Raw genomic sequence first — 20,767 nt, 5'->3', positions numbered from 1 at the left:
AATCGCCGCCGCCCCGCGCTACCTGCCCCGTCACGGTCGGAGCGTAGCGCAGCCTGGTAGCGCACCTGCTTCGGGAGCAGGGGGTCGGAGGTTCGAATCCTCTCGCTCCGACCAGTTGGCCTTTGACAGGCGGCGGATCGGTCTGCCTTCGGGACCGGATGATCTGCCCCTGGGATGCGCTGAACAGCCGCCCAGGCACCGCATGGAACCCCTGATCTGGCGAATGCGGCGGCGGGGCTTTCCGGCATCTCGGCCCCAGCCTTGCAGTCCGAAGGCGCATCGCCGAAGGGGCGGGGCCACCGGCCCGCCGTCGTGATCCAGGCCGAAGACCCCAGCTTCAAACGATTGGAAACCGGCAGGCAGGGCATCGCTCGGATCAACGCCTTGGACGAATCCGGCCGGCCGCGGACGCAGCCTTGCCTTGCACCAGGGGTTGAGCAGATGTAGGTTGCACTCGCTTGTTCCCGTAGATGTTGCAAAGATTCCAACCGTTGGCTCATTTCAACCGCCCCATCTCTGATGTGTTGGCACAGACGGCCTAGTCAGCGACTTTTGCCGCAAACCCCAGGAGCGCAGACTTCCATGCCGATATCGACCGTTGTCACCTCCATGAAGGACGAGGCCCCCTATGTCATCGAGTGGGTCGCCTATCATCGGGCGCTCGGTTTCGACCGCATCGTGGTTCTGGCCAACGACTGCACCGACGGCACGCACGAGATGCTGACGCGCCTGCACGAGATGGAGGCGATATCTTACTACGAGAACGTGGTGCCGGTCGGCGCCAAGCCGCATTCGCGCGCGCTCAAGATCGCCAATCTCGCGCCCGAGGTGAAGACCGCCGATTTCGTGATGGTCCTTGACGCGGATGAATTCCTGGTCGTCAAGTCCCCGCCCCACATCCTGGATGTCCTGCTGGACATGATGGAGGACAAGGCGGCGGGCATGATGGTCATTCCGTGGCGGCTGTTCGGATCGTCCCACAACATGGAATTCGAGGATCGCCCGGTCATCGAGCGGTTCACGCAGTCGATGGATGCGGCGACCCTGCCCAAGGTCGGCGTCAAGACCTTGTTCCGCCAGGCCGACAACGTTCGCCTTGCCATCCATTTCCCCAAGTTCATCAAGAAGGCCGGCGAGCCGGTCACCCGGTCGGACGCGGCATGGATCGACGCCGGAGGCCAGCCCCTGACGCAGCCGGGCCTGACCTGGAACGGCGGGCGTCAGAAAATCCACCGCGACCATGCTGAGGTCGCGCATTTCATGATCAAGAGCCTTGACGAATATCTGCTGAAGATCTTCCGGGGCGACGGGCTGATGAACTCGAACCGGCACGGGATCGATTACTGGCGCAACGGCGACCACAACCAGGTGTCGGATCTGGTCGTGGCGGACAACGTGTCGGGTTTTGCCGAGGAACGCGACAGGCTGTTCGCCGATCCGGTGCTGTCAGGGCTGCATCGCAAGGCGGTGGCGGCGCGGTTCGAGAAACTGGCCGGAATCCTGGCGAACCCCGACGTGCAGACCTTGCGCACGATCCTCAAGAAAAGCACCAAGGGCGGCCTGCAACCCGAGGATATCCAGACCTCGCGCGATCTTGTGAGGCAGATGTCCCCGGCTGTTCCCACCGAAAAGCTGATCGACGGCGACATCCCCCATTCCACCCTGGTCAGCATCACCGACGCGGGGCTTGCTGATGCCAGCGCCATCTCATGGCGGATGTTCAAGAAGGCGCGCCATCACAGCACGATGTTCTGGCCGGAAAAGAAATTCGGTGCGCGCCCCATCACGAACCTTGCGGATGGTCTCAAGCGCGCGCAGAAACGGGGCGCCGCCTTCGGCCTTGGCGTACGCTGGTTCCACAATTACGCCCGGGTGAAGCCACAGAAGGACTGGCTGCTGGACGACGAGATCCTTGTGGTCCTGACCCGCGACGATGAGAACATCATAGCGGGCTTTCCTGCACATGTCGCGGCAACCAAGGCGAAATACGCGGAAAAGCCCCAAGGCAAGGGCCGACCTCCGCTGCGCCAGATCCTGGACGGAAGCGAATCGCCTGCAGAGGTTGAGGAACTGATCGCAAGGGGCGATCTTGTCGACCCGAGGCAGCGCCTGAAAAGCTATCTCGGCGCGCATCCCGAGGCGATCGTCCTCAATCTCGACCATTTGGATGCGGTCAGAGAGGAATTGAACACGCTTGAGCAGACCGGGCCGTCCGGTGCTGCGGCAGCAAATCTCTTGCGCGATGTCCTGGAAGTCGAAAGCAAGAACGACGCCGAGGTTCGCACCAAGCCGAAAGAACGCCCCGCAAGGAAATCACCCGCCAGCAAGAGGGAGGAGGTTTCAGAGGCTTCGGCATCTGTCGAGCCTTGGTCATCCATGGCAAGCACTTGCTCCAAGACGCCGATAAAACTTTACTGGTTTCGGCGGAATGCAGGTGCCGGAATCAATTTCGGGGACGATCTTGGTCCCCTCGTTGTAAAGCAACTCACCGGGCGAGAGATCGAATGGGCGGCCGCCGCCGATTGCGACCTTGCCTCTGTGGGAAGCATTCTTTCGCAGGTTTCCCGCGATGCGGCACGCAATGCCCGCAAATCCAGCATTCTTGTCTGGGGCAGTGGTCTTATCACGAATGACCCGTCGCCCTTGCACAGGTCGCTGGACCTGCTGGCCATCAGGGGTGAACTGACAAGGGATACGCTGGGGCTTCCTGATCTTCCCTTGGGAGATCCGGGGATCTTCGCGGCAGACGTGGTTCCAGCGGGTGCGCGAGAGTATGCGTGGGGCATCGTGCCGCACTATTCGCAAAGGCGTTCAAAGGAAATCCGGGATTTGGCAAAGGCTCACGACTGCCTTTTGATCGACCCAACGAACGACCCTGTCAAAGTATTGCGCGACATATCCAGCTGCGAGGCCATCCTCTCCTCCAGTCTTCACGGCCTTATCGTCGCGGACAGCTATGGTATCCCGTGCTGCTGGCTAAATGTTCCGAGTCACAAGTCGCATGAGTTCAAGTTCGCTGATTATTGCAGCGGGGTGAGACGCTGGAACTTTGATGAAGTCAGTCTTGAAAGGGCTTCGGAGATGCTGGCGGGTAACCGGCTTCCAGAGGCCTTTTCCATCTCGGATGCCATAAAGGACAAGTTGTCAAAATCCCTGACAGGCGCGCTTTGAAACGCTCCCCACCCCCGACAAGCTGGATGTCATCGACCGGAGCTCCTCGGCGCTGTCCGTCGAGCCGCGCACGACCAGCGGGCTGCCCTTCACGGCCACCAACCCCTTGCGGTCGAAAGGCGGGGACAAGTCCGTCGAGGGATGGCTGGCGGCCTTCCGCAATGCCGATTACGTCGTCACGGATTCCTTCCATGGCGTCGCGTTTTTCCTCATCTTCAACCGCCTGTTCGTGGCCTATGGCAATGCCGAACGCGGCCTAGCCCGGTTCCGGTCGCTTTTGCGGGCCGTCGGGCTGGAGGATCGGCTGATCGTCATCTCGGAAGGGGCCGATGCCGAGGCACTGATGCAACCGATCGACTGGCCTGCGGTCAACCGGCGGCTGGACGCGCTTCGGTCCCGTTCGCTGCAATTTCTTGTCGATGCCCTGTCGAGCGGGCAGGATGGCGGGGGCAAGGGCGGGGACATGCCGGAAGGGCGCCAGGTTCGACAGCCCGAGCCGGCTCCCATCGCCGCAGGGGAGGCGATCCCCGTCTCGGAAACTGACCATCATCCCCTGGACCTGCATTGCACGGGCTGCGGCGCCTGCGTGTCGGAATCCGGCGGCGCGCTGAGGATGGCCTGGACCCCGGACGGCTTTCTCGAACCGCGCGCCACGGGCACCCTGGTCCCCAAGGGTGTCGCGCGGGTCTGCCCCTTCAACCCGGCCCCCGAGGCTGCGGTCCGGGACGAGGACGCGATCGCCCGCGACTGCCTGCCGGATGCCGGTCGCCACGATCCCCGGATCGGGCGGTTCGTGAACACCTATGTCGGCTTCAGCAAGGCGTTCCGGCCCAGTTCGTCGTCTGGCGGGATCGCGACCTTCGTCTTTGAAAAGCTGCTGGAGCAGGGCGAGGTCGATCATCTTTTCGTCGTGCGCCGGACGCTGGACGGGCAATACGCCTATCGCATGTTCGACCGGAACGACGATATCCTGACCACATCCAGGACCCGGTATTACCCGGTCACGATGGAGCAGCTTTTCCTGACGATGGACCCGGTCAAGGGGCGCGTCGCGGTGTCCGGGGTGGCGTGCTTCGTCAAGGCCATCCGCCTGAAGCAGCATTACGATCCCGCGCTGAGGGAGAAGATCCCGCTTCTGGCCGGCATCATCTGCGGCGGGCTGAAAAGCCGCTTCTATACCGACTTCCTCGCGCAAAGCGCGGGCGTCCGGGGGCCCTATCGCGATGCGGAATACCGCGTGAAGTCGCCCGCAAGCCTGTCCAGCGACTATTCCTTCGCGGCCACGGATGCGGACGGCCATGCGGGGCAGGTCAGGATGCAGAAGCTGGGGGACATGTGGGGCACCGGCCTGTTCAAGTCGCGGGCCTGCGATTTCTGCACCGATGTCATGACCGAGCTTGCTGACATCTCGCTGGGCGATGCCTGGCTGCCCGAATACAAGCAGGACGGCATGGGCAACAGCGTCGTCGTGACCCGAAGCCTGCTTGCGGACCGGATCATCCGGCAAGGCATGGCGGATGGAGAGCTTGAGCTCAAGGAGGTGTCTCCCGACATCGCGGCCCGCACGCAAAGCGGCGGCTTCAATCACAAGCAAAAGGCCGTGAAGTTCCGCCTGCTGTCCGAGGAACTGTCCGGCGACCGCAAGACGCCCTTCGTGCGCCCCCGTGTGCTGACCGACAGCTCGGTCGCCGAGATGGTCGTGCAGGTGCTGCGCAACCGCACGCGCGCCAGAAGCCTGCGCGTCTGGCGGCAAACCCGCGACAACCGCGCCTTCATGCGCCATATGCGGGCCTGCCTCCGTTCGCTGTCCGCGGCGACCGGCGCCCGCAAGCAATCGGCGCAGGTCGATGGCGATGCCTTCGGCGTCCTGGACCGACCGGGCCAAGGCGCCGCGCGGCGCGGCGAGGTTGCCGCGGTCCGGGCGGCCTTGGTCCTGCTGGACAGGCGCGTGACCGACGGCACGGTCACGCCCGACATCCTGGGCCGCGCGCTTGGGCGATATGCCCAAGGCGAACCGGAGGCGCACCAGCCGCGCGCCGACTGACCGGCAGCCCCATTGCCGGGGCCTGGCCGCGCGACCGGCCGCAAGGGTGTGCCGGCCCCGACCGAACACCCAAAGACCGCACGCAAGGGATGCGCCGCCAACGCCTGCGCCGATCCGCTGCGCGGCGGCGGGCAGGCATGGCCTTTATGTCATAAAGCAACTTTTGCGTGTATGATATTCTGGATGCCATTTGATGATAATAGATAATTTTATCAAATTTTCAAATAAGCCTTCATTGATTTAACCACAGGTTGAACCATATCATGCGTTGGTAGGTTCGATTTGTGCCAGTGTTGCAGGAAGGAGGGACGAACCAGGAAAGGAGAGGCGCATGTCCGCCACGACCGACATCCGCATGATCAACCTTCAGGTGATGGCCGAAACGGCCATGAAGGCCGACAAGGCGGCTGGAACCTATGACGCCAACGTTGCGTCGGACAGCAAGTATTACCTCTGGCAATCGCAGTTCCAGACCCGCCCCATGGGGATGGAGGACAAGCCCGAAGCTTATGCCCAGCTGCTTCGACAAAGCCTGCCCGAGGTCACCACCCTCCGCATTCCCTTCAACGCCTATTCCTTCAACGCCGACGGCTCGCTCGACCCCATGTTCGAGCGTTTCCTGACCGCCGCGGCCGCGCAGGGCTTCGACTTCCTGTTCGTCTATGCCGACGGGGACATGCAGCGCCTTGGCGAGAACGACGGCCTTGGCCTTGACGCCATCCGCGCAGGGCTGGCCGGGCAGGCCCATGACCGCATGATCGACGGCTGGGGCAAGATGCTGGACTGGCTGGACGGGCATGCCGACGTGCGCAATGCCGTTTATGCCTTCGAGGCGGTCAACGAACCCGCAGCCTATGCCCGGGCCGAGACGCTGGGCGGCGAGACCGGCGAATTCGTGCGCCTTTACGGCGACCACATGGCCGCGCTGGCGCAATTCCTGGACGCCCGGTCGGACGTGCCGCTGATGGTCGGTGGCTGGGCCTATTCGGCGCTGTTCGACGTGCTGGCGCAAACCACCTCCAGCGACGGGCAGACCAGCGTGCTGGACCAGATCCGCGCCGCCGTGGGCGAGGATCTGATCTGGTCGGCCCATCTTTATCCCGACTGGGCGGCCGGGGCGGGCCAGGACATCCAGGGCATGGTCGATTTCATCGCCGACCGCTTCGGGGTGCTTGGGGATGACGACATCGTCGTGACCGAGACCAACCTCGACCCCGGTTCCGGCATGTCCTTCTGGATGGCGCGCGCCTATGAGGCGTTTGCCGATGCGGGCATCGGCATCGGCTGGTTCGCGGGCGCCGATTACGGAAGATCGACCTTCGTGAACATCCTGAACGGGCGGCATGTCAACTTCATGCATCCCGACATCCTCGCCCAGGGCATGAACGCCTTCCTTCTGGGCGAACCCGATCCCGCCCATGCGGCGTCCGAGGCGGTCACGGCCGCCCTGCTGGCCGGGAATGTCTATGACGACAACGGCGTCCGCCTGGCGCTGAACGGCATGGGCTTTGCCGCCGGCCATGACGGCAACGACACGCTGACGGGGATCGAACAGACCATCAACATGCTTTACGGCGGCCGGGGCGATGACGTTCTGAACGGCACCTCGGGGCGCGACCACCTGTTCGGGCAGGCCGACAACGACACGCTGCTGGGCGGGGCGGGCAGCGATGTCCTGATGGGCGGCGATGGCGACGACCTGCTGAGCGGCGGCGGCGGCAACGACGTGCTGACCGGCGGACGCGGCAGCGACCACTTCGTGCTGGAGGCCGAGACCGGGAACACCGTCACCGACCTGCGCCTCGACCAGGGCGACAGCCTGACGATGGCCGGGCGCCTGTGGACCGCGGCCGAGCTTCTGGCGGCGGGCACGCTGGTCGATCACGACGGCGACGGGCTTGCCGACGACCTGGTCGTCGGGGATGGCGCCAGCCGTTCGATCTTCCTGAACATGCGCCGCCCCGACGGGATCGTCCAGGCCACCGACCTGAACGATCACGTCACCGTCGGCTATGCCGATATCGAGGGCGACAAGTTCACCTGGGAGGGCGCGTGGGTCGCCGGGCTTGGCGGCAACGACACCCTGACCGGAAGCATCGCCGCCGACACGCTGGACGGCGGGGCGGGCGACGACGTGATTGCCGGGCGCACGGGCGATGACGTGCTGATCGGCGGCGAGGGCAACGACGCCCTGACGGGCGAGGGCGGCCATGACGTGATCGCCGGCGGCAACGGCAGCGACACCATCACCGGCAATGCGGACAACGATTCCCTGCGCGGCGGCCTTGGCAACGACATCATCGACGGGGGCGACGGCAACGATTTCCTGGCGGGCGAGGCCGACAATGACAGCCTGACCGGCGGGGGCGGCAACGATACCATCCTGGGCGGCATCGGGGCCGACACCATCCGGGGCGGATACGGCGACGAAACCATATCCGGCGAGGAAGGCGACGACTATATCGACGGCAATGGCGATGACGACGCGATCAACGGCGGCGTGGGCAACGACACGCTGATCGGGTCGGGCGGCAACGACACGCTGGACGGGGGCGGGGGCGGGGATGCCATGGCGGGCGGCTCGGGCGACGACATCTACCTTGTCGAAAGCGCGGGCGACCGGGTGTCCGAAAGCGGAAATGGCGGGACCGACACCGTGATCTCGGCGATCGGCCATGTGCTGGGCGCGAACGTGGAAAACCTGACGCTGGCCGCCGACAGCGGAAGCATCGCGGGAACGGGCAACTCGCTTGCCAACAGCATCACGGGCAATGGCGGCTACAACGTGATCGACGGCGCCTCGGGCAACGACACCATCGACGGCGGGGACGGCAACGACACGCTGACCGGCGGGGTCGGAAACGACTTCCTGCTGGGCGACGGGGGCAAGGACCGCCTGACCGGGGGCGCAGGCACCGATTCGCTGAGCGGCGGCGCCGGCGCGGACGTGTTCGTCTTTCTGGCGCTGTCGGATTCAACCGCCGGAGAGGGCCGCGACCGGATCACCTGGTTCAAGCACACGCAGGGCGACAGGATCGACCTGGGCGCGATCGACGCCAGGACCGATCTTGCGGGAAACGACGCGTTCGCCTTTATCGGCTCGTCCGCCTTTTCGGGCACGGCGGGCCAGCTTTCGGTGCGCGCTGTCCAGGGCGGCACGCTGATCGCGGCGGATGTCGATGGCAACCGGGTCAGCGATTTCGAGATCCTGATCGAGGACGCTGCGGCGATCAACGCGGATTCGTTCCTGTTCTAGGAACCTTGGGCAGCCCGGCGGCGCAACCGCAGCACCGCCGGGTTGCTTGACCGTGATGCCCCTTGCCGAAGGTGACGGGCAGCGGGGCCAGGCGCCTATCGCCCGGGCCTGCCCTTCAAGGGCGCGCAACCGTGGCCCGGATCCCGATCGGCACCCACCAGCCTTACCCGCAGCTTGCCCCAGGACAGCAGCGTATCCTGTCCTTGCCGGGCAACGCCAAGGTCGCAGCGGAACCCCGGATCCAGCAGGGACCAGTCGATCCTGTCCTCGGCCGGGGAAAAGTCGGTGATCGTCACCTCGCCCCTGGGCGGGGGCATGAACAGGTCCGGCCCGGCGCCTCCGGTCAGGGTCGTGGCGGCGTCATTCGCGGCGATCAGGCGGTCGGCGCCCGTCCAGCAGGCCGCTGCCTTCCAGGTGATCGTCGCCAGGCCCCCCGGCCATCCGGTTGCGCCCCTCGGGGTCGATCAGGACATCGTCGCCTTTGTCCCCTTCGATCACAGGAACGCGGCAACAGGGGACGGGTTGCAACCGCAAGGCGACAGAAGCCATGGCCCGCGGCCCCGCCTTTCTGCCACGGACGAAATCCCCCGCCGCCGCCCAAGTTTCTTGCGCCATCGTCCCCGCGCGCGCAGACTGCAAGGACGAACGGTGGAGGGAAGGATGGCACGAGCAAGCCTGGCACTTGTGCTGCTTCTGGGCAGCGCCCCCGCAGGATGGGCCCAGCAGGCGACGGATGCCGTCGCCCCCGAGACGGCGACGACCATCGAAACGCAAGCCGGCGACCTGGGTCCGCTGACGGATGCCGCCCGCGCGGCGCTGGCCACCAAGGCCAAGGGGCGCCCCGTCACCGGCCAGGACTGGATGATCAGCGCGGCCCACCCCCTAGCGGTCGAGGCGGGCGCCCGCGTGCTGGCCGCAGGCGGCAGCGCCGCCGATGCCATGGTGGCCGTCCAGACGGTCCTGGGCCTGGTGGAACCCCAAAGCTCGGGCCTTGGCGGCGGGGCCTTCCTGGTCTGGCATGACGGGGAAACGGGCGCGCTGACCACGCTGGATGCGCGCGAAACTGCGCCGATGGCGGCCACGCCCCGGCTGTTCCTGACCCCCGACGGCCAGCCGATGGAGTTCATGGAGGCCGTGGTGGGCGGCCGCTCTGTGGGCACGCCCGGCACCCCCGCGCTGCTGGAGGCCGCGCATCGCCGCTGGGGCAAGGCCAATTGGTCGGGCCTGTTCGACGACGCCATCCGGCTGGCGGAAGGGGGGTTCACCGTCTCGCCCCGGCTGGCAAGCCAGGTGGCCGAGGAGGGTGAGGCCTTGCAGGCCGATCCGGCGACCACCGCCTATTTCTTCCCGGGCGGGCAGCCGGTCGCGGCGGGCACGCTGCTGAAGAACCCGGCTTATGCCGCGACCCTGCGCAGGCTGGCCGCCGAAGGCGCGGACGGCTTCTATCAGGGCGCGGTGGCCGAGGGCATCGTTGCCGCCGTGCGCGGCGCCAGCAATCCCGGCGTGCTGGCGATGGCGGATCTGGCGGCCTATCGCGTGGTGGAACGGCCCGCCGTCTGCGTGGAATACCGCGCCCATGATGTGTGCGGCATGGGGCCGCCGTCCTCGGGCGGGCTGACGGTGGGGCAGATCCTGGGGATGCTGGGCGGGTATGACCTGGCGGCGCTCGGGGCGGAAAACCCGGAAAGCTGGCGGCTGATCGGGGATGCCTCGCGCCTGGCCTTCGCCGACCGGGGCCGCTTCATGGCCGACAGCGACCATGTGCCGATGCCCACCGAAGGGCTGATCGACCCCGCCTATCTGGCGGAACGGGCCAAGCTGCTGGCGGGCGACGACAGCCTGCCCGAGGTCAGCGCCGGTGCGCCCGGCTGGTCCCATGCGGCGTTGTGGGGGCAGGACGCGTCGCTGGAACTGCCGTCCACCACGCATATCTCGATCGTGGACGGGGACGGCAATGCCCTGTCGATGACCACCACCATCGAGAACGGATTTGGTTCGCGCCTGATGACCGGCGGCTTCCTTCTGAACAACGAACTGACCGATTTCAGCTTCGAGACGCATGACGAAAACGGCTGGCCCATCGCCAATGCCGTGGCGCCGGGCAAGCGGCCCCGGTCCTCCATGGCGCCGACGGTCGTGCTGAAGGACGGCAAGCCCGTGATGGTGATCGGGTCGCCCGGCGGCAGCCGCATCATCGGCTATGTCGCGCGCGCGATCATCGCGCATCTGGACTGGGGCATGGACATCCAGAAGGCGGTGGCCGCCCCCAACATCGTCAACCGCTTCGGCCCCATGGACATCGAGGCGGGCCTTCCCGCCGCCCTGACCCAAGGCCTGACCGACATGGGCTATGAACTGAACGAGACCGACCTGACCTCGGGCCTGCAAGGCATCGTGATCGGCCCGGACGGGGCGCTGTCGGGCGGCGCCGATCCCCGGCGCGAAGGGATCGCCCTGGGCGGCTGAGGTTTTTTTGCAGATCGTGCAATTCATGGGGTTGAAGGCGAGGGCCTGATTAGTTAGCTTGCTAACGAACTGGAAGAAACCGCCCCCATGCCGCAATCCTCGCACCTTTTCGACACGCTCCTGCACCTCATGCGCCTCTTGCGCCGCAGCTATGACGCGCGGGCTCAGGCGATGGGCCTGACGCTCTCTCGCGCCCGCGCCCTGGCCATGTTGTCGCGGATGGACGGGGCCACGCAGGCGGGGCTTGCCGCCGCGCTGGAGATCGAGGCGCCCACGCTCAAGCGCCAGGTCGACGCGCTGGAACAGGCCGGTTTCGTCGAACGCCGCCCCGCCGAATCGGACGGGCGCAAGAACGCGCTGTTCCTGACCGCCAAGGGCCAGGACAGCGGCATCGTGGATTTCACCCGCCGGATGCGGGCCGAGCTGGTGGCGGGCATCCCCGACGCCGACCTGGCGGTGGCGCAATCGGTGCTGGACCGCATCGCCGCCAATATCGCAAGGCTCGACCGGGAATGAGCGAGACACCCGCCCCGGCCCCCGCCGCCCCCGCGCCCGTGGCCCATCCGCCGCTGCCCTTGCCGCAGGCCCTGGCCTATATGGGCGCGTCCCTTGTGCTGGCCCTGTCCCAGGGGTTGGGCCAGGGCTTCGTGTCCGCCAACATCCCGCAGATCGCGGGCGACCTGGGCATCACCGCCACCCAGGCAAGCTGGCTGATGGCGGCCTATATGATCCCGCGCGCATCCCTGCCGCTGCTGCTGATCAAGATCCGCACGCAATACGGGCTGCGCCGCTTTGCCGAACTGGGCATCATCGCCTATGTCGTGGTGGCCTTCGCATCCGTCTGGATCAACGACTTCCGGTCGGCGGTGGTGGTGCAGGCGCTGTCGGGGGCGGCCGCCGCGCCCTTGTCCACCCTGGCCTTCATGTACATGCTGGAACCGCTGTCCCCCGAATGGAAGATGCGCCTTGGCCTGCCGGTCGCGATGGGGGTCATCATGGCGGGGCCGACGCTGGCGCGCGTGGTGTCGCCCGCGCTGATCGGGGACGGGGGGCTGGCGGGGATCCACCTGACCGCGCTTGGCATGGCGATGGTGTCGCTGATGCTGGTCTTTCGGCTGCCCCTGCGCCCCGTGCCGCACATGAAGGTGATCCATCCGCTGGACTTCGCAAGCTTCCTGCTGATCGGCTTCGGCTTCGGCGGGCTGACCATCGGCTTTGTCATGGGGCCGATCCACTTCTGGACCGACGCGCCCTGGATCGGGGCGCTGCTGGCGGCATCCGTGGCCGCGCTGGCCCTGGCGGTCGCGGTGGAACTGAACCGGGCCGCGCCGCTTCTGGACATCCGCTGGCTGGCAAGCCCCGCCATGCTGCACCTGACGGCGGCCCTGTTCCTGTTCCGGCTGATCCTGTCCGAGCAAAGCACGGGCGCGCCGCGCATGTTCCAGTCGCTGGGCGTCGCGCCCGCGCAGATGACCGGGCTGTTCGCGGTGATCGTCGCGGCAAGCCTGCTGGGGGGCCTGGCCTGCGTGGCCTGGATGCGCCCGAACCGCGTGCCCGCGCTGCACCTGGCGGCGCTGCTGCTGATCGCCGCGGGCGCCTTCTTGGACGCCCGGTCGACCATCGACACCAGGCCCGAACAGATGATCGCCAGCCAGGCGCTGATCGGGTTCGCGGGGATGCTGTTCCTGCCGCCCGCGATGGTGGCGGGCCTGGTCCAGGCGCTGGCGCGCGGGCCGCAATACCTGCTGTCCTTCATGATCGTCTTCATCTCGACCCAGTCCCTGGGCGGCGTTCTGGGATCGGGGCTGTTCACCACCCTGATCAACCACCGCCAGGCCGTCCATTACGCGGTCCTGACCGAACAGCTTGCGGCGGGCGACGCGCCCACGGCCCAGGCCATCGCGGCCCGCATGGCGGCGCTGGCCGCGCAGATCCCCGATGCCGCCGCGCGCCGCGCCCAGGCCGCCGCGCAGATCGCGCAGGACGCATCCGCCCAGGCCACCGTGATGGCCTATAACGACGCCTATCGTCTGACCGCCCTGATCGCCCTTGCCGCCGCCGTGGCGCTGGTCCTGCACCTGTTGCGCGACCGGCTGGCCCTGCGCATGGCGCCCCCGACCGAACCGGACACGACCCCATGAAGAAAGAAAACCTGATCCCCACCGTCATCGCCCTGGTCATCGGGCTCGCGGGCGTGCTGCTGCTGCTTTACGCCTGGCACCTGCCGCCCTTTCGCCACGCCGAGCCCACGACCGAGAACGCCTATATCCGTGGCAAGGTCACCACGGTCGCGCCCCAGGCCACGGGCTATGTCGCGTCGGTCGAGGTCACGGATTTCCAGGCCGTCAAGGCGGGCGACGTGATCGCGCGGATCGACGACCGGACCGCGCGGCAGAAGCTGGCCCAGGCCGACGCGCAACTGGCCGCAGCCCATGCCGCGATGGAGGTCGCGACCCAAAGCGTCGCCTCGGCCGAGGCGGTGGCGCGCGCCGACCAGGCGGGGGTGGAATCGGCACGTTCGGCCCTGACCACGGCGCAGGCCAACTGGAACCGCGCGCAGGAACTGCGGACGCGGGGCGTGGCCTCGCAGACGACGGCGGAACAGTCGGACCTGGCGCTGCAACAGGCCCAGGCCGCCGTGACCCAGGCCGAGGCGCAGCTGGACGTGCAGCGCGAGGCGGTGAAATCCGCCCGCGTCGCCCTGCAATCGCGCGGGGCCGACATCGCGGGCGCCGAGGCCGCCGTGGAACTGGCCCGGATCGAGCTGGACAACACCGTGATCCGCGCGCCCTCGGACGGGCATCTGGGCCAGGTCGGGGTCCGCGTCGGGCAATATGTGACGCCGGGGACGGCGCTGGTGTCGCATGTGGGCCGCGATGTCTGGGTGATCGCGAATTTCCGGGAAACCAGCCTGACCGGATTGCGCCCGGGCGAGGCCGTGCGCTTTACCGTCGATGCGATGGAACACCGCGCCTTCACGGGCCGGGTCGAATCCTTCTCTCCGGCGACGGCGTCGGAATACAGCCTGCTGGCGGGCACCAACGCCACCGGCAACTTCACCAAGATCGCGCAGCGCCTGCCGGTGCGCATCGCCATCGACCCGGGGCAGCAGATGGCGGAATTCCTGCGCCCCGGCATGTCGGTGGTGGTCCATGTGGACACGGCCACGGCGCCGGAATGACAGGTCACGCTGCGCCGGATGCCATCTGGTCGCCTTCGTCCACGTCCGGGGTGTCGTCGTCCTCGACCCCCTCATCCAGCATCTCATCGGCTTCAGCCAGGTCGGCATCGCCGGGCTCGACGCCGAACCGCGCCGCCACATCGGGGGCATAGCGCAGCAGATCGCCCCGCAGCTTCAAGAGCGACAGATCCTTGGTCTTGGCCTCCAGCATCACGTCGAAGTCGAGGCCTTGGGCCTCGCGCATGAAGGTGGCGAATTCGAAGGGGTTGGTGAAATCCGCGTGGCCCGTCCAGATGGGCGGCAGCAGCACCGTCTTGAAGCGAGAGGTGGCCTTCACCACCCCCTTGGTCAGCGGCCCCTTGGCCGTGCCCTCCGCCTTCAAGGCCGCGCGTTCCTTGTCGGTCACCTTGCGCTTGATCTCGCGCAGCTCGGTCCGGGGCGAGGAGAAGTGGATCTTCGGCCGCACCCCGTCCGGCCAGGACCGCACGAACCGTTCCAAGGTCGGGCGCAGCGCCAGCCCTTCGGGGTTCAGGCACCAGAAATGCTGGTAATCGAAGATCAGCGGCACCCCGCAGCGGTCGTGGATCCACAGAACGTCGGCGGCGGAAAAGCGGATGTCGTCGTTTTCCAGCACCAGCCGGCGGCGCACATGGTCGGGGCACTGGTTGTAGCCCTCGATCCAGCGGGCGCGGCTGGCCTCGCGGTCGTCATAAACGCCGCCGACATGGGTGACCAGGACGCCTTCGGGGCCCATGCCCATCCGGTCCAGCATCTCGGCCTGGGACGCCAGATCCCAGATGCTTTTCGCGGTCAGCGCCGGGTCGGGGCTGTTCAGCAGCACGAATTGCGACGGATGGAAGGACAGCCGCATGTCCAGCCCGCGCGCTTTTCGCCCAAGCGCCGCCAGGTCCGCGTCGCTTTCCGCCACCATCGCGTGGAACTGCGGCATGTCGGGATGCGTGGCATAGGGCGCCAGATCCGAGGACATGCGGTACATGTCGATGCCGACCTGGACCATGTAGTCGAGGATTGCGTCCAGATATTCCAGCGATGTCTTCAGGTGCGGGTTCTGCTGCCAGCGCCGGGTGTCGTTGCTTTTCAGGCCGGGCCGTCCCATCACCTTGACGGGAAAGCCAAGCCGCAGCGGTCGGTCAGTCATGCGCAGTCTCCTCGGCGAAGCCGATGCGGGCGGCGAAATCGGCCCAGTCGGCGGGGCGCAGCGCGCCGCCGGTGGCCTGGGCATGGCCGCTGCCATATTCCGGGCCCGCGCCCGGGGGGCGGCGGTCGGCCAGAAAGCGGATCAGGTCGGCGCCGGTGGCGCTGCGGGCGGCGAAATGGATCCAGCCGGGGCGATAGCCGGTGTTGACGGCCAGCACGATCTTGTCGCGCAGCCGCCCGCGCCAGGCCTGCGCCACCAGCGGATGGATCTGGCAGGGCGAGGAAAAGCGGATCAGCGCGACATCGCCGCGGATTTTCGGGGCCACGCGCCGGGCCGCGTCCAGTTCCGCCGCGACCTCGGCCTTGGCGGCCTGCAACAGGGCGGTCTCGGGGTGGCCGCCCCGCAGCAGTTCCTTGGGCGAATCGCATCGCATCAGCAGCGCCAGCGCCGGGCTGGCATCGGCCCGGGCCGTGCGGCGGGGCGCATTGACCAGCGACACGGCGTCGCGCAGCGCGGTCTTGCCGTAGCGGGCCTGCGCCTCGGTCAGTTCCGGGAAACCTTCGTCCGCCATGTCGCCGACCAGCCCCAGGGCCGCCAGCCACAGCAGGTCGTCATTGCCGCCCAAGGCCTGCGCGCACCAGAAGGCCAGCAGCGACGAGGTGGGTTCGGGCACCCAGCCATTGCCGGAAATCACCGCCGCCGCGCCCGGCGTGCCGGTGGGCACGTGGTGATCGACCAGCACCGTGGGAACGCCCGGCAGGATGTCGCCGTCGCGGATGCCCAGGTCGGTCACGATCAGCCCGCCGGGCTGCCGCCCCTCCAGTTCCGCGCGCAGGTCGGGCGACCAGGGGTTCTCGCCCTTGCCGGTGATGCGGATGGCGGCGGGACGGCCCGCGCGGTCCAGGGCGCGCGCCAGGATCGCCACGGCGGACAGGCCGTCGGCGTCGAAATGGCCCAGGACCAGCGGGGGCCGAGCCGGGTCGAAGCGGTCCAGCGCCGCCCGGAAGGCAGGGGCCACGTCGGCGGGGTGGCGGGGGGCAGGGGTCTGGGGGCGGGGGTCGGACATGGTTCCCAACGTCGCAAGCGCCGCCCGGTTTCACGGGACAGGGGAACAGACTGGTCCCCGCCGCGCGTTCCATGGCGAAGGCGGCGCAGCACAGCGGAGGTTCCGACATGCAATTGACCCAGGAAGGGCGCGACCGGGTGGCCCGGATCGCGCGGCAGCACGGCTTCAGCCCCGACGCGGCCGAGGCGATGCTGGCCGCCCTGGTCCGGGGCCATGGCCGCCAGGCGCAGTTCGACCATCCCGAATTCGGCGGCATGGGCCAATGGTCCGGCGGGATGCTGATGGTCGGGGACATGTTCAACACCGGCCTCAAGGCGCGTGTCGCGGACCTGATCCAGGATCTGTCGGCCATGGCCGGATCGGTGCCGCAGGTCCGGCAGGACAGCGGCGAAGCTGGTTCGGACTGGCCGCCGGAGCTGGGGACGCCCTCCTCCAGCGGGGCGCAGAACGACATGCGCTATGCGGTCTTTCCCGCAGCCAGGCGGCTGGCCGTGAGGCGCGGCGGGCGGACGGTTCTTTACGACACGGGCGACCACCAGATCAGCGGCGTGTCCCAGCAGCAGGGCGGCGGCGATGCGCTGTCCTTCACCAGCCAGCACGGGCCGGTCCCGCTGGACAGCCTGACTCCGGTTGGCGTGCGGGACGCCGGACCTGCGCGGGCCGAGATGCCCGAGCCGTCCGATGCCGCCCCGCCTGCGCCGCAGGACCGCGCGGCGGGCGAGGCGCCCCGGCCCCCGGTTCCGGACGACTCGATCCCCGCCCTGATCGAGCAGCTTCACGCGCTGCTGTCCCGCGGCATCCTGACCCAGGCCGAGTTCGACGCCAAGAAGGCCGAATTGCTGGGGCGGCTGTAGGGCCAGCTGCACCCCTGATCCGGCGAAGGCCATCGCCTTGGCCACGTCGTGACGTATCCTTCCCGAACCGCCGAGCCTTTCGTGGGCGCGGGATGGCGCGTCGCGGGCGGGGAAACGCGGTGCGTTTCCTGATCCCGCCCGTGCAGGTGTTGCCCGGGCAGGCGGCCAAAGGTGCGTGCAAGCACGCACCCTACGCAGCGTGTTCACACGCACCATAAGCCCCACTCAGCCCGGATATGTCCCCAACCAGGCCAGGGTGCGTTCATGGCTCTTGCCGTGTTCCTTCAGCGCGGCCTCAAGGGCGGGCCCGCCTTTGTTGACGTTCTTGTCGGTCTCGGCGAAGTGCAGCAGCAGCGGCCAGTTCGGGAAAGGCCATCGCCGCCGCATTCGACATGCCGCCGCCCGGCATCACAGTTCCGAAAGCAGGCGCGTTTCCGGCGCGGCCCTGATTCCGTCGCCTCCGGGCGGAACAGGGGCAGGCGCTTTGTGTTGACTGGAACAGAGCCATGCAGAGGAGGCCGCGATGAGCGAGAAGGAAAATCCCGATGCCGTGCCGTCCGGCACGCCCGGATCGGGCGAGAACATCTGCCGAAAATGCGAGGGCAGCGGGCGGGCCGATGGCAAGGAATGTCCCGAATGCGGCGGCACGGGCAAGGTGACGACAGGCATCGGCGGCGGCTGACCCCCGGGCACGACAAAAAGCCCCGCCGCCCGCGCCCCGTGCTGCAACCGATCCCCGCGCAGATCGTTGTCAGACCCTGGAAGAACAGCAGCGGAGGGAACGGCATGGCGGATGGCGGGGGCGAGCCTTCCCTTAGGGAAGCCGCCGGCATGAACACGGCGCTGGAGCGCAACATCCGCGCCATCGGCCAGCGCGAGGCCGAAAGCGAACGCAACGCCTCGCTCCAGGACCGCATCGCGGACCGGATCACCGGCTTTACCGGCAGCATGATCTTTGTCTATCTGCACCTGACGGGCTTCGGCTTCTGGATCGCGGCCAACCTGGGCTGGATCCCCGGCGTGCCGCAATGGGATCCGACCTTCGTGGTCCTGGCGATGTTCGCCTCGGTCGAGGCGATCTTTCTGTCCACCTTTGTCCTGATCAGCCAGAACCGCATGGCCGCCGCCGCCGACCGGCGCGCGAACCTGAACCTGCAGATCACCCTGCTGATCGAACACGAGCTGACCAAGATGGGCGCCCTGCTGTTGCGCATGGCGGACCGGCTGGACGTGCCCGCAGCCCAGGATCCCGAAACGCGCGAGGTCGAGAACGAGGTCGCCCCCGAGGTCGTCTATGACGCGCTGAAGGACAGCGAAGACTAGCGCCCTTGTCCCGGAAGGCCTTGAAATGCCAGGGCCGGGACGCGATTCAAGAATTGTTGTCGGTTCGTTCTTCCCCTAGGATGGGCTTCCTGGGTTCACGCTCGCTCGGGGCATGTTCTCCTCCCGGCATCGAACGGAAATGCGCCATCTGATCTCGACCCTCTTTTATTTCTTCAGATATGCCGTTCTGTCCGCCGCCCTGGTGGTGGCCTGCGGCTTCCTGATGGCGACCTTTGCCGGGGATTCGGTGCAAACCCGGCGCAATCCGGTGCCCGTCATGGCGGGCATGGTGCTGGCCGCGCTGCTGCTGCCCGCGCTTCTGCTGCGCCGCACCACGACGCGGCGCGCCCGGGGGCGGCGTCCGAAGAAACCCGCGCCCCGCCGCCCGGCCCTTTGCCCCAAGGACGGCCACGCCTTCGAGCAATGGGTCGCGGGCAAGCTGGAGATGCACGGCTGGCGCGCCGATGTCACGGCGGGGTCGGGCGACCAGGGCATCGACATCATCGCCCGGCGCGACGGCCGCAAGGTCGGCATCCAGTGCAAGCGCTATGACGGCCCCGTCGGCAACAAGGCGGTGCAAGAGGCCTTTTCCGGCCGCGCCTATCACCGCGTCGATATCGCGGTGGTGATCACCACGGGCCATTACACGCAAAGCGCCCAAGCCCTGTCCCGGCGGACCGGCGTGCATCTGCTGCATGTCAAGGACATCCCCCGCCTGCGCAAGCTGACCTGACGGTCGCGGCCCGGCGGGCTTCCTTACGCAACGGCAGGACAGAAGGCCAATCCCGCCAGCGGCTTGGCGTTGTTGACCGATTGGTCAAAGGGTGTCACCCTTCCGTCATGCGAGTGTCGCGTTCGCGTCACCGGGCCGCGCTAGCCCGGTCCGCGAACCGGAACTCCACAAGGGGAGGATATCATGAACCGACTTTTCACGGCGTCCGCGCTGGCGCTTTTGGCGTCGCTGTCGGCGGCCCATGCGCAGACCGAAATCCAGTGGTGGCACGCCATGGGCGGCGAACTGGGCGCCAAGCTGGAAGAAATCACCAAGGGCTTCAACGATGCCCAGACCGAATACCGGGTCGTCCCGTCCTACAAGGGCACCTATCCCGAGACGATGACCGCCGCCATCGCCGCCTTCCGCGCGCAGCAGCAGCCCGCCATCGTCCAGGTCTTCGAGGTCGGCACCGGCACCATGATGGCCGCCAAGGGCGCCATCGTGCCCGTCCACCAGCTGATGGCCGACAACGAGGTGGCCTTCGATCCCAACGCCTACCTGCCCGCCGTGGTGGGCTATTACACCGACACGGACGGCAACATGCTGTCGCTGCCCTTCAACAGTTCCACCCCGATCGTCTATTACAACAAGACCATGTTCGAGAAGGCGGGACTGGACCCGGACACGCCCCCCAAGACCTGGGCCGAGCTTGAGGAGTTTTCCAAGAAGATCAAGGACTCGGGCGCGGGCACCTGCGGCTTCACGACCCAGTGGATCAGCTGGATCCAGACGGAAAACCTGTCGGCCTGGCACAACCAGCCCATCGGGACCGAGGGGAACGGCTTTGGCGGCACCGCGGCGCGGCTGACGCTGAACGGGCCGGTGCAGGTCAAGCATTGGGAAAACCTCAAGCGCCTGTCCGACGCGGGGATCTTCAAATACGGCGGCCCGGTCGGCGGCGACAATGCGGCGCCGATGTTCTATTCCCAGGACTGCGCGATGTACATGGCCAGTTCCGCCAGCCGGGCGGGCGTGATCGCCAATGCCAAGGATTTCGAGGTGGGCTACGGGATGCTGCCTTACTACGACGATGTCGAGGGGGCGCCGCAGAATTCCATCATCGGCGGCGCATCCCTGTGGGTGCTGTCGGGACGGCCTGACGCGGAATATGCGGGCGTGGCGAAGTTCTTCGAATACCTCTCCACCCCCGAGGTTCAGGCGGACTGGGCCTCGTTCTCGGGCTATTTGCCGATCACGCAGGCGGCGATGGACCGGATGGGCACCTTCTATTCCGAAAACCCCGGTGCGGACACGGGCATCAGGCAGATCACGCTGAACGCGCCGACTGAAAATTCCAAGGGCCTGCGCTTCGGCAACTATGTCCAGATCCGCGGCATCATCGACGAGGAGTTCGAGCAGTTGCTGTCAGGCTCGAAGGACGCGCAGGGCGCGCTGGACGCGGTGGTTGAACGCGGCAACGCGCTGCTGGCCGAGTTCGAGGCCCAGAACCAGTAACCCCGGCATGGGGCCGC

17 protein-coding genes and 1 tRNA gene are annotated in these 20,767 nt (G+C 67.3%); 13 read left to right on the top strand and 5 right to left on the bottom strand.

The window, feature by feature from the left end:
- Positions 1-37: 37 nt before the first annotated feature.
- The 4 genes from JX613_RS05775 (at position 38) to JX613_RS05760 (ending at position 8,471) form a co-directional block, all read left to right on the top strand.
- Positions 38-114: transfer RNA gene (locus tag JX613_RS05775), tRNA-Pro, on the top strand.
- Between the two features lie 468 nt (positions 115-582).
- On the top strand, positions 583-3,171 hold the full coding sequence (locus JX613_RS05770) for a glycosyltransferase family 2 protein (protein ID WP_207100517.1): 2,589 nt from the start codon (positions 583-585) through the stop codon (positions 3,169-3,171).
- A gap of 106 nt (positions 3,172-3,277) precedes the next feature.
- Positions 3,278-5,215, top strand: a complete 1,938-nt coding sequence (locus JX613_RS05765; RefSeq protein WP_207100516.1) for a Coenzyme F420 hydrogenase/dehydrogenase, beta subunit C-terminal domain — start codon at positions 3,278-3,280, stop codon at positions 5,213-5,215.
- Between the two features lie 331 nt (positions 5,216-5,546).
- A complete protein-coding gene (locus JX613_RS05760) occupies positions 5,547-8,471 on the top strand; it encodes a calcium-binding protein (protein ID WP_207100515.1) in 2,925 nt (974 codons plus the stop codon).
- Between the two features lie 95 nt (positions 8,472-8,566).
- Here the strand turns inward: JX613_RS05760 and JX613_RS05755 are convergent, their stop codons facing one another.
- Together JX613_RS05755 and JX613_RS05750 are read right to left on the bottom strand one after the other, a co-directional pair.
- Positions 8,567-8,788 carry a hypothetical protein gene (locus tag JX613_RS05755; protein WP_207100514.1) on the bottom strand — a complete coding sequence of 74 codons (222 nt, stop codon included), beginning with the start codon at positions 8,786-8,788 and terminating at the stop codon, positions 8,567-8,569.
- A 43-nt stretch (positions 8,789-8,831) separates the two neighbouring features.
- On the bottom strand, positions 8,832-8,969 hold the full coding sequence (locus tag JX613_RS05750) for a hypothetical protein (RefSeq protein WP_207100513.1): 138 nt from the start codon (positions 8,967-8,969) through the stop codon (positions 8,832-8,834).
- Positions 8,970-9,131: 162 nt separating this feature from the next.
- Here JX613_RS05750 and ggt point away from each other — a divergent pair, with 162 nt between their 5' ends.
- From ggt to JX613_RS05730, 4 genes are all read left to right on the top strand, one after another.
- Positions 9,132-10,937 carry a gamma-glutamyltransferase gene (gene ggt, locus JX613_RS05745; RefSeq protein WP_207100512.1) on the top strand — a complete coding sequence of 602 codons (1,806 nt, stop codon included), beginning with the start codon at positions 9,132-9,134 and terminating at the stop codon, positions 10,935-10,937.
- Positions 10,938-11,024: 87 nt separating this feature from the next.
- The gene (locus JX613_RS05740; protein WP_207100511.1) at positions 11,025-11,453 is read left to right on the top strand and encodes a MarR family winged helix-turn-helix transcriptional regulator; all 429 of its coding nucleotides are present in this window, start codon (positions 11,025-11,027) and stop codon (positions 11,451-11,453) included.
- Positions 11,450-13,078 (top strand): efflux MFS transporter permease, encoded by a 1,629-nt coding sequence (locus JX613_RS05735; RefSeq protein ID WP_207100510.1) that lies wholly within the window; start codon positions 11,450-11,452, stop codon positions 13,076-13,078. Before JX613_RS05740 ends, JX613_RS05735 begins: the two co-directional genes overlap by 4 nt.
- A complete protein-coding gene (locus tag JX613_RS05730; protein ID WP_207100509.1) occupies positions 13,075-14,118 on the top strand; it encodes an HlyD family secretion protein in 1,044 nt (347 codons plus the stop codon). The genes JX613_RS05735 and JX613_RS05730 overlap by 4 nt, the downstream gene beginning before the upstream one ends.
- Before the next feature lie 4 nt (positions 14,119-14,122).
- Here JX613_RS05730 and uvsE read toward each other — a convergent pair whose 3' ends face one another.
- On the bottom strand, positions 14,123-15,277 hold the full coding sequence (gene uvsE, locus JX613_RS05725; protein WP_207100508.1) for a UV DNA damage repair endonuclease UvsE: 1,155 nt from the start codon (positions 15,275-15,277) through the stop codon (positions 14,123-14,125).
- The gene (locus JX613_RS05720) at positions 15,270-16,343 is read right to left on the bottom strand and encodes a DHH family phosphoesterase (RefSeq protein WP_207100507.1); all 1,074 of its coding nucleotides are present in this window, start codon (positions 16,341-16,343) and stop codon (positions 15,270-15,272) included. Before JX613_RS05720 ends, uvsE begins: the two co-directional genes overlap by 8 nt.
- 107 nt (positions 16,344-16,450) lie before the next feature.
- On the opposite strand from JX613_RS05720, the gene JX613_RS05715 reads away from it, so the two are divergent.
- Entirely contained in the window at positions 16,451-17,197 is a 747-nt protein-coding gene (locus JX613_RS05715; protein ID WP_207100506.1) for an SHOCT domain-containing protein, read from the top strand.
- 225 nt (positions 17,198-17,422) lie between these two features.
- Here the strand turns inward: JX613_RS05715 and JX613_RS05710 are convergent, their stop codons facing one another.
- A complete protein-coding gene (locus JX613_RS05710; RefSeq protein ID WP_207100505.1) occupies positions 17,423-17,584 on the bottom strand; it encodes a hypothetical protein in 162 nt (53 codons plus the stop codon).
- Positions 17,585-17,720: 136 nt separating this feature from the next.
- Between JX613_RS05710 and JX613_RS05705 the strand changes: the two genes are divergently transcribed.
- From JX613_RS05705 to ugpB, 4 genes are all read left to right on the top strand, one after another.
- Entirely contained in the window at positions 17,721-17,879 is a 159-nt protein-coding gene (locus JX613_RS05705; protein ID WP_207100504.1) for a hypothetical protein, read from the top strand.
- A 149-nt stretch (positions 17,880-18,028) separates the two neighbouring features.
- A complete protein-coding gene (locus JX613_RS05700) occupies positions 18,029-18,520 on the top strand; it encodes a DUF1003 domain-containing protein (RefSeq protein ID WP_207100503.1) in 492 nt (163 codons plus the stop codon).
- 139 nt (positions 18,521-18,659) lie between these two features.
- On the top strand, positions 18,660-19,253 hold the full coding sequence (locus JX613_RS05695; RefSeq protein ID WP_207100502.1) for a restriction endonuclease: 594 nt from the start codon (positions 18,660-18,662) through the stop codon (positions 19,251-19,253).
- A gap of 183 nt (positions 19,254-19,436) precedes the next feature.
- Positions 19,437-20,750, top strand: a complete 1,314-nt coding sequence (ugpB, locus tag JX613_RS05690) for a sn-glycerol-3-phosphate ABC transporter substrate-binding protein UgpB (protein ID WP_207100501.1) — start codon at positions 19,437-19,439, stop codon at positions 20,748-20,750.
- The last annotated feature ends 17 nt before the right edge of the window (positions 20,751-20,767 follow it).

The organism is Paracoccus shandongensis, assembly GCF_017315735.1.
GTDB lineage: Bacteria > Pseudomonadota > Alphaproteobacteria > Rhodobacterales > Rhodobacteraceae > Paracoccus > Paracoccus shandongensis.
The sequence above is the reverse complement of the archived record's forward strand: the minus strand, read 5'-3'. Positions and strand labels throughout refer to the sequence as shown.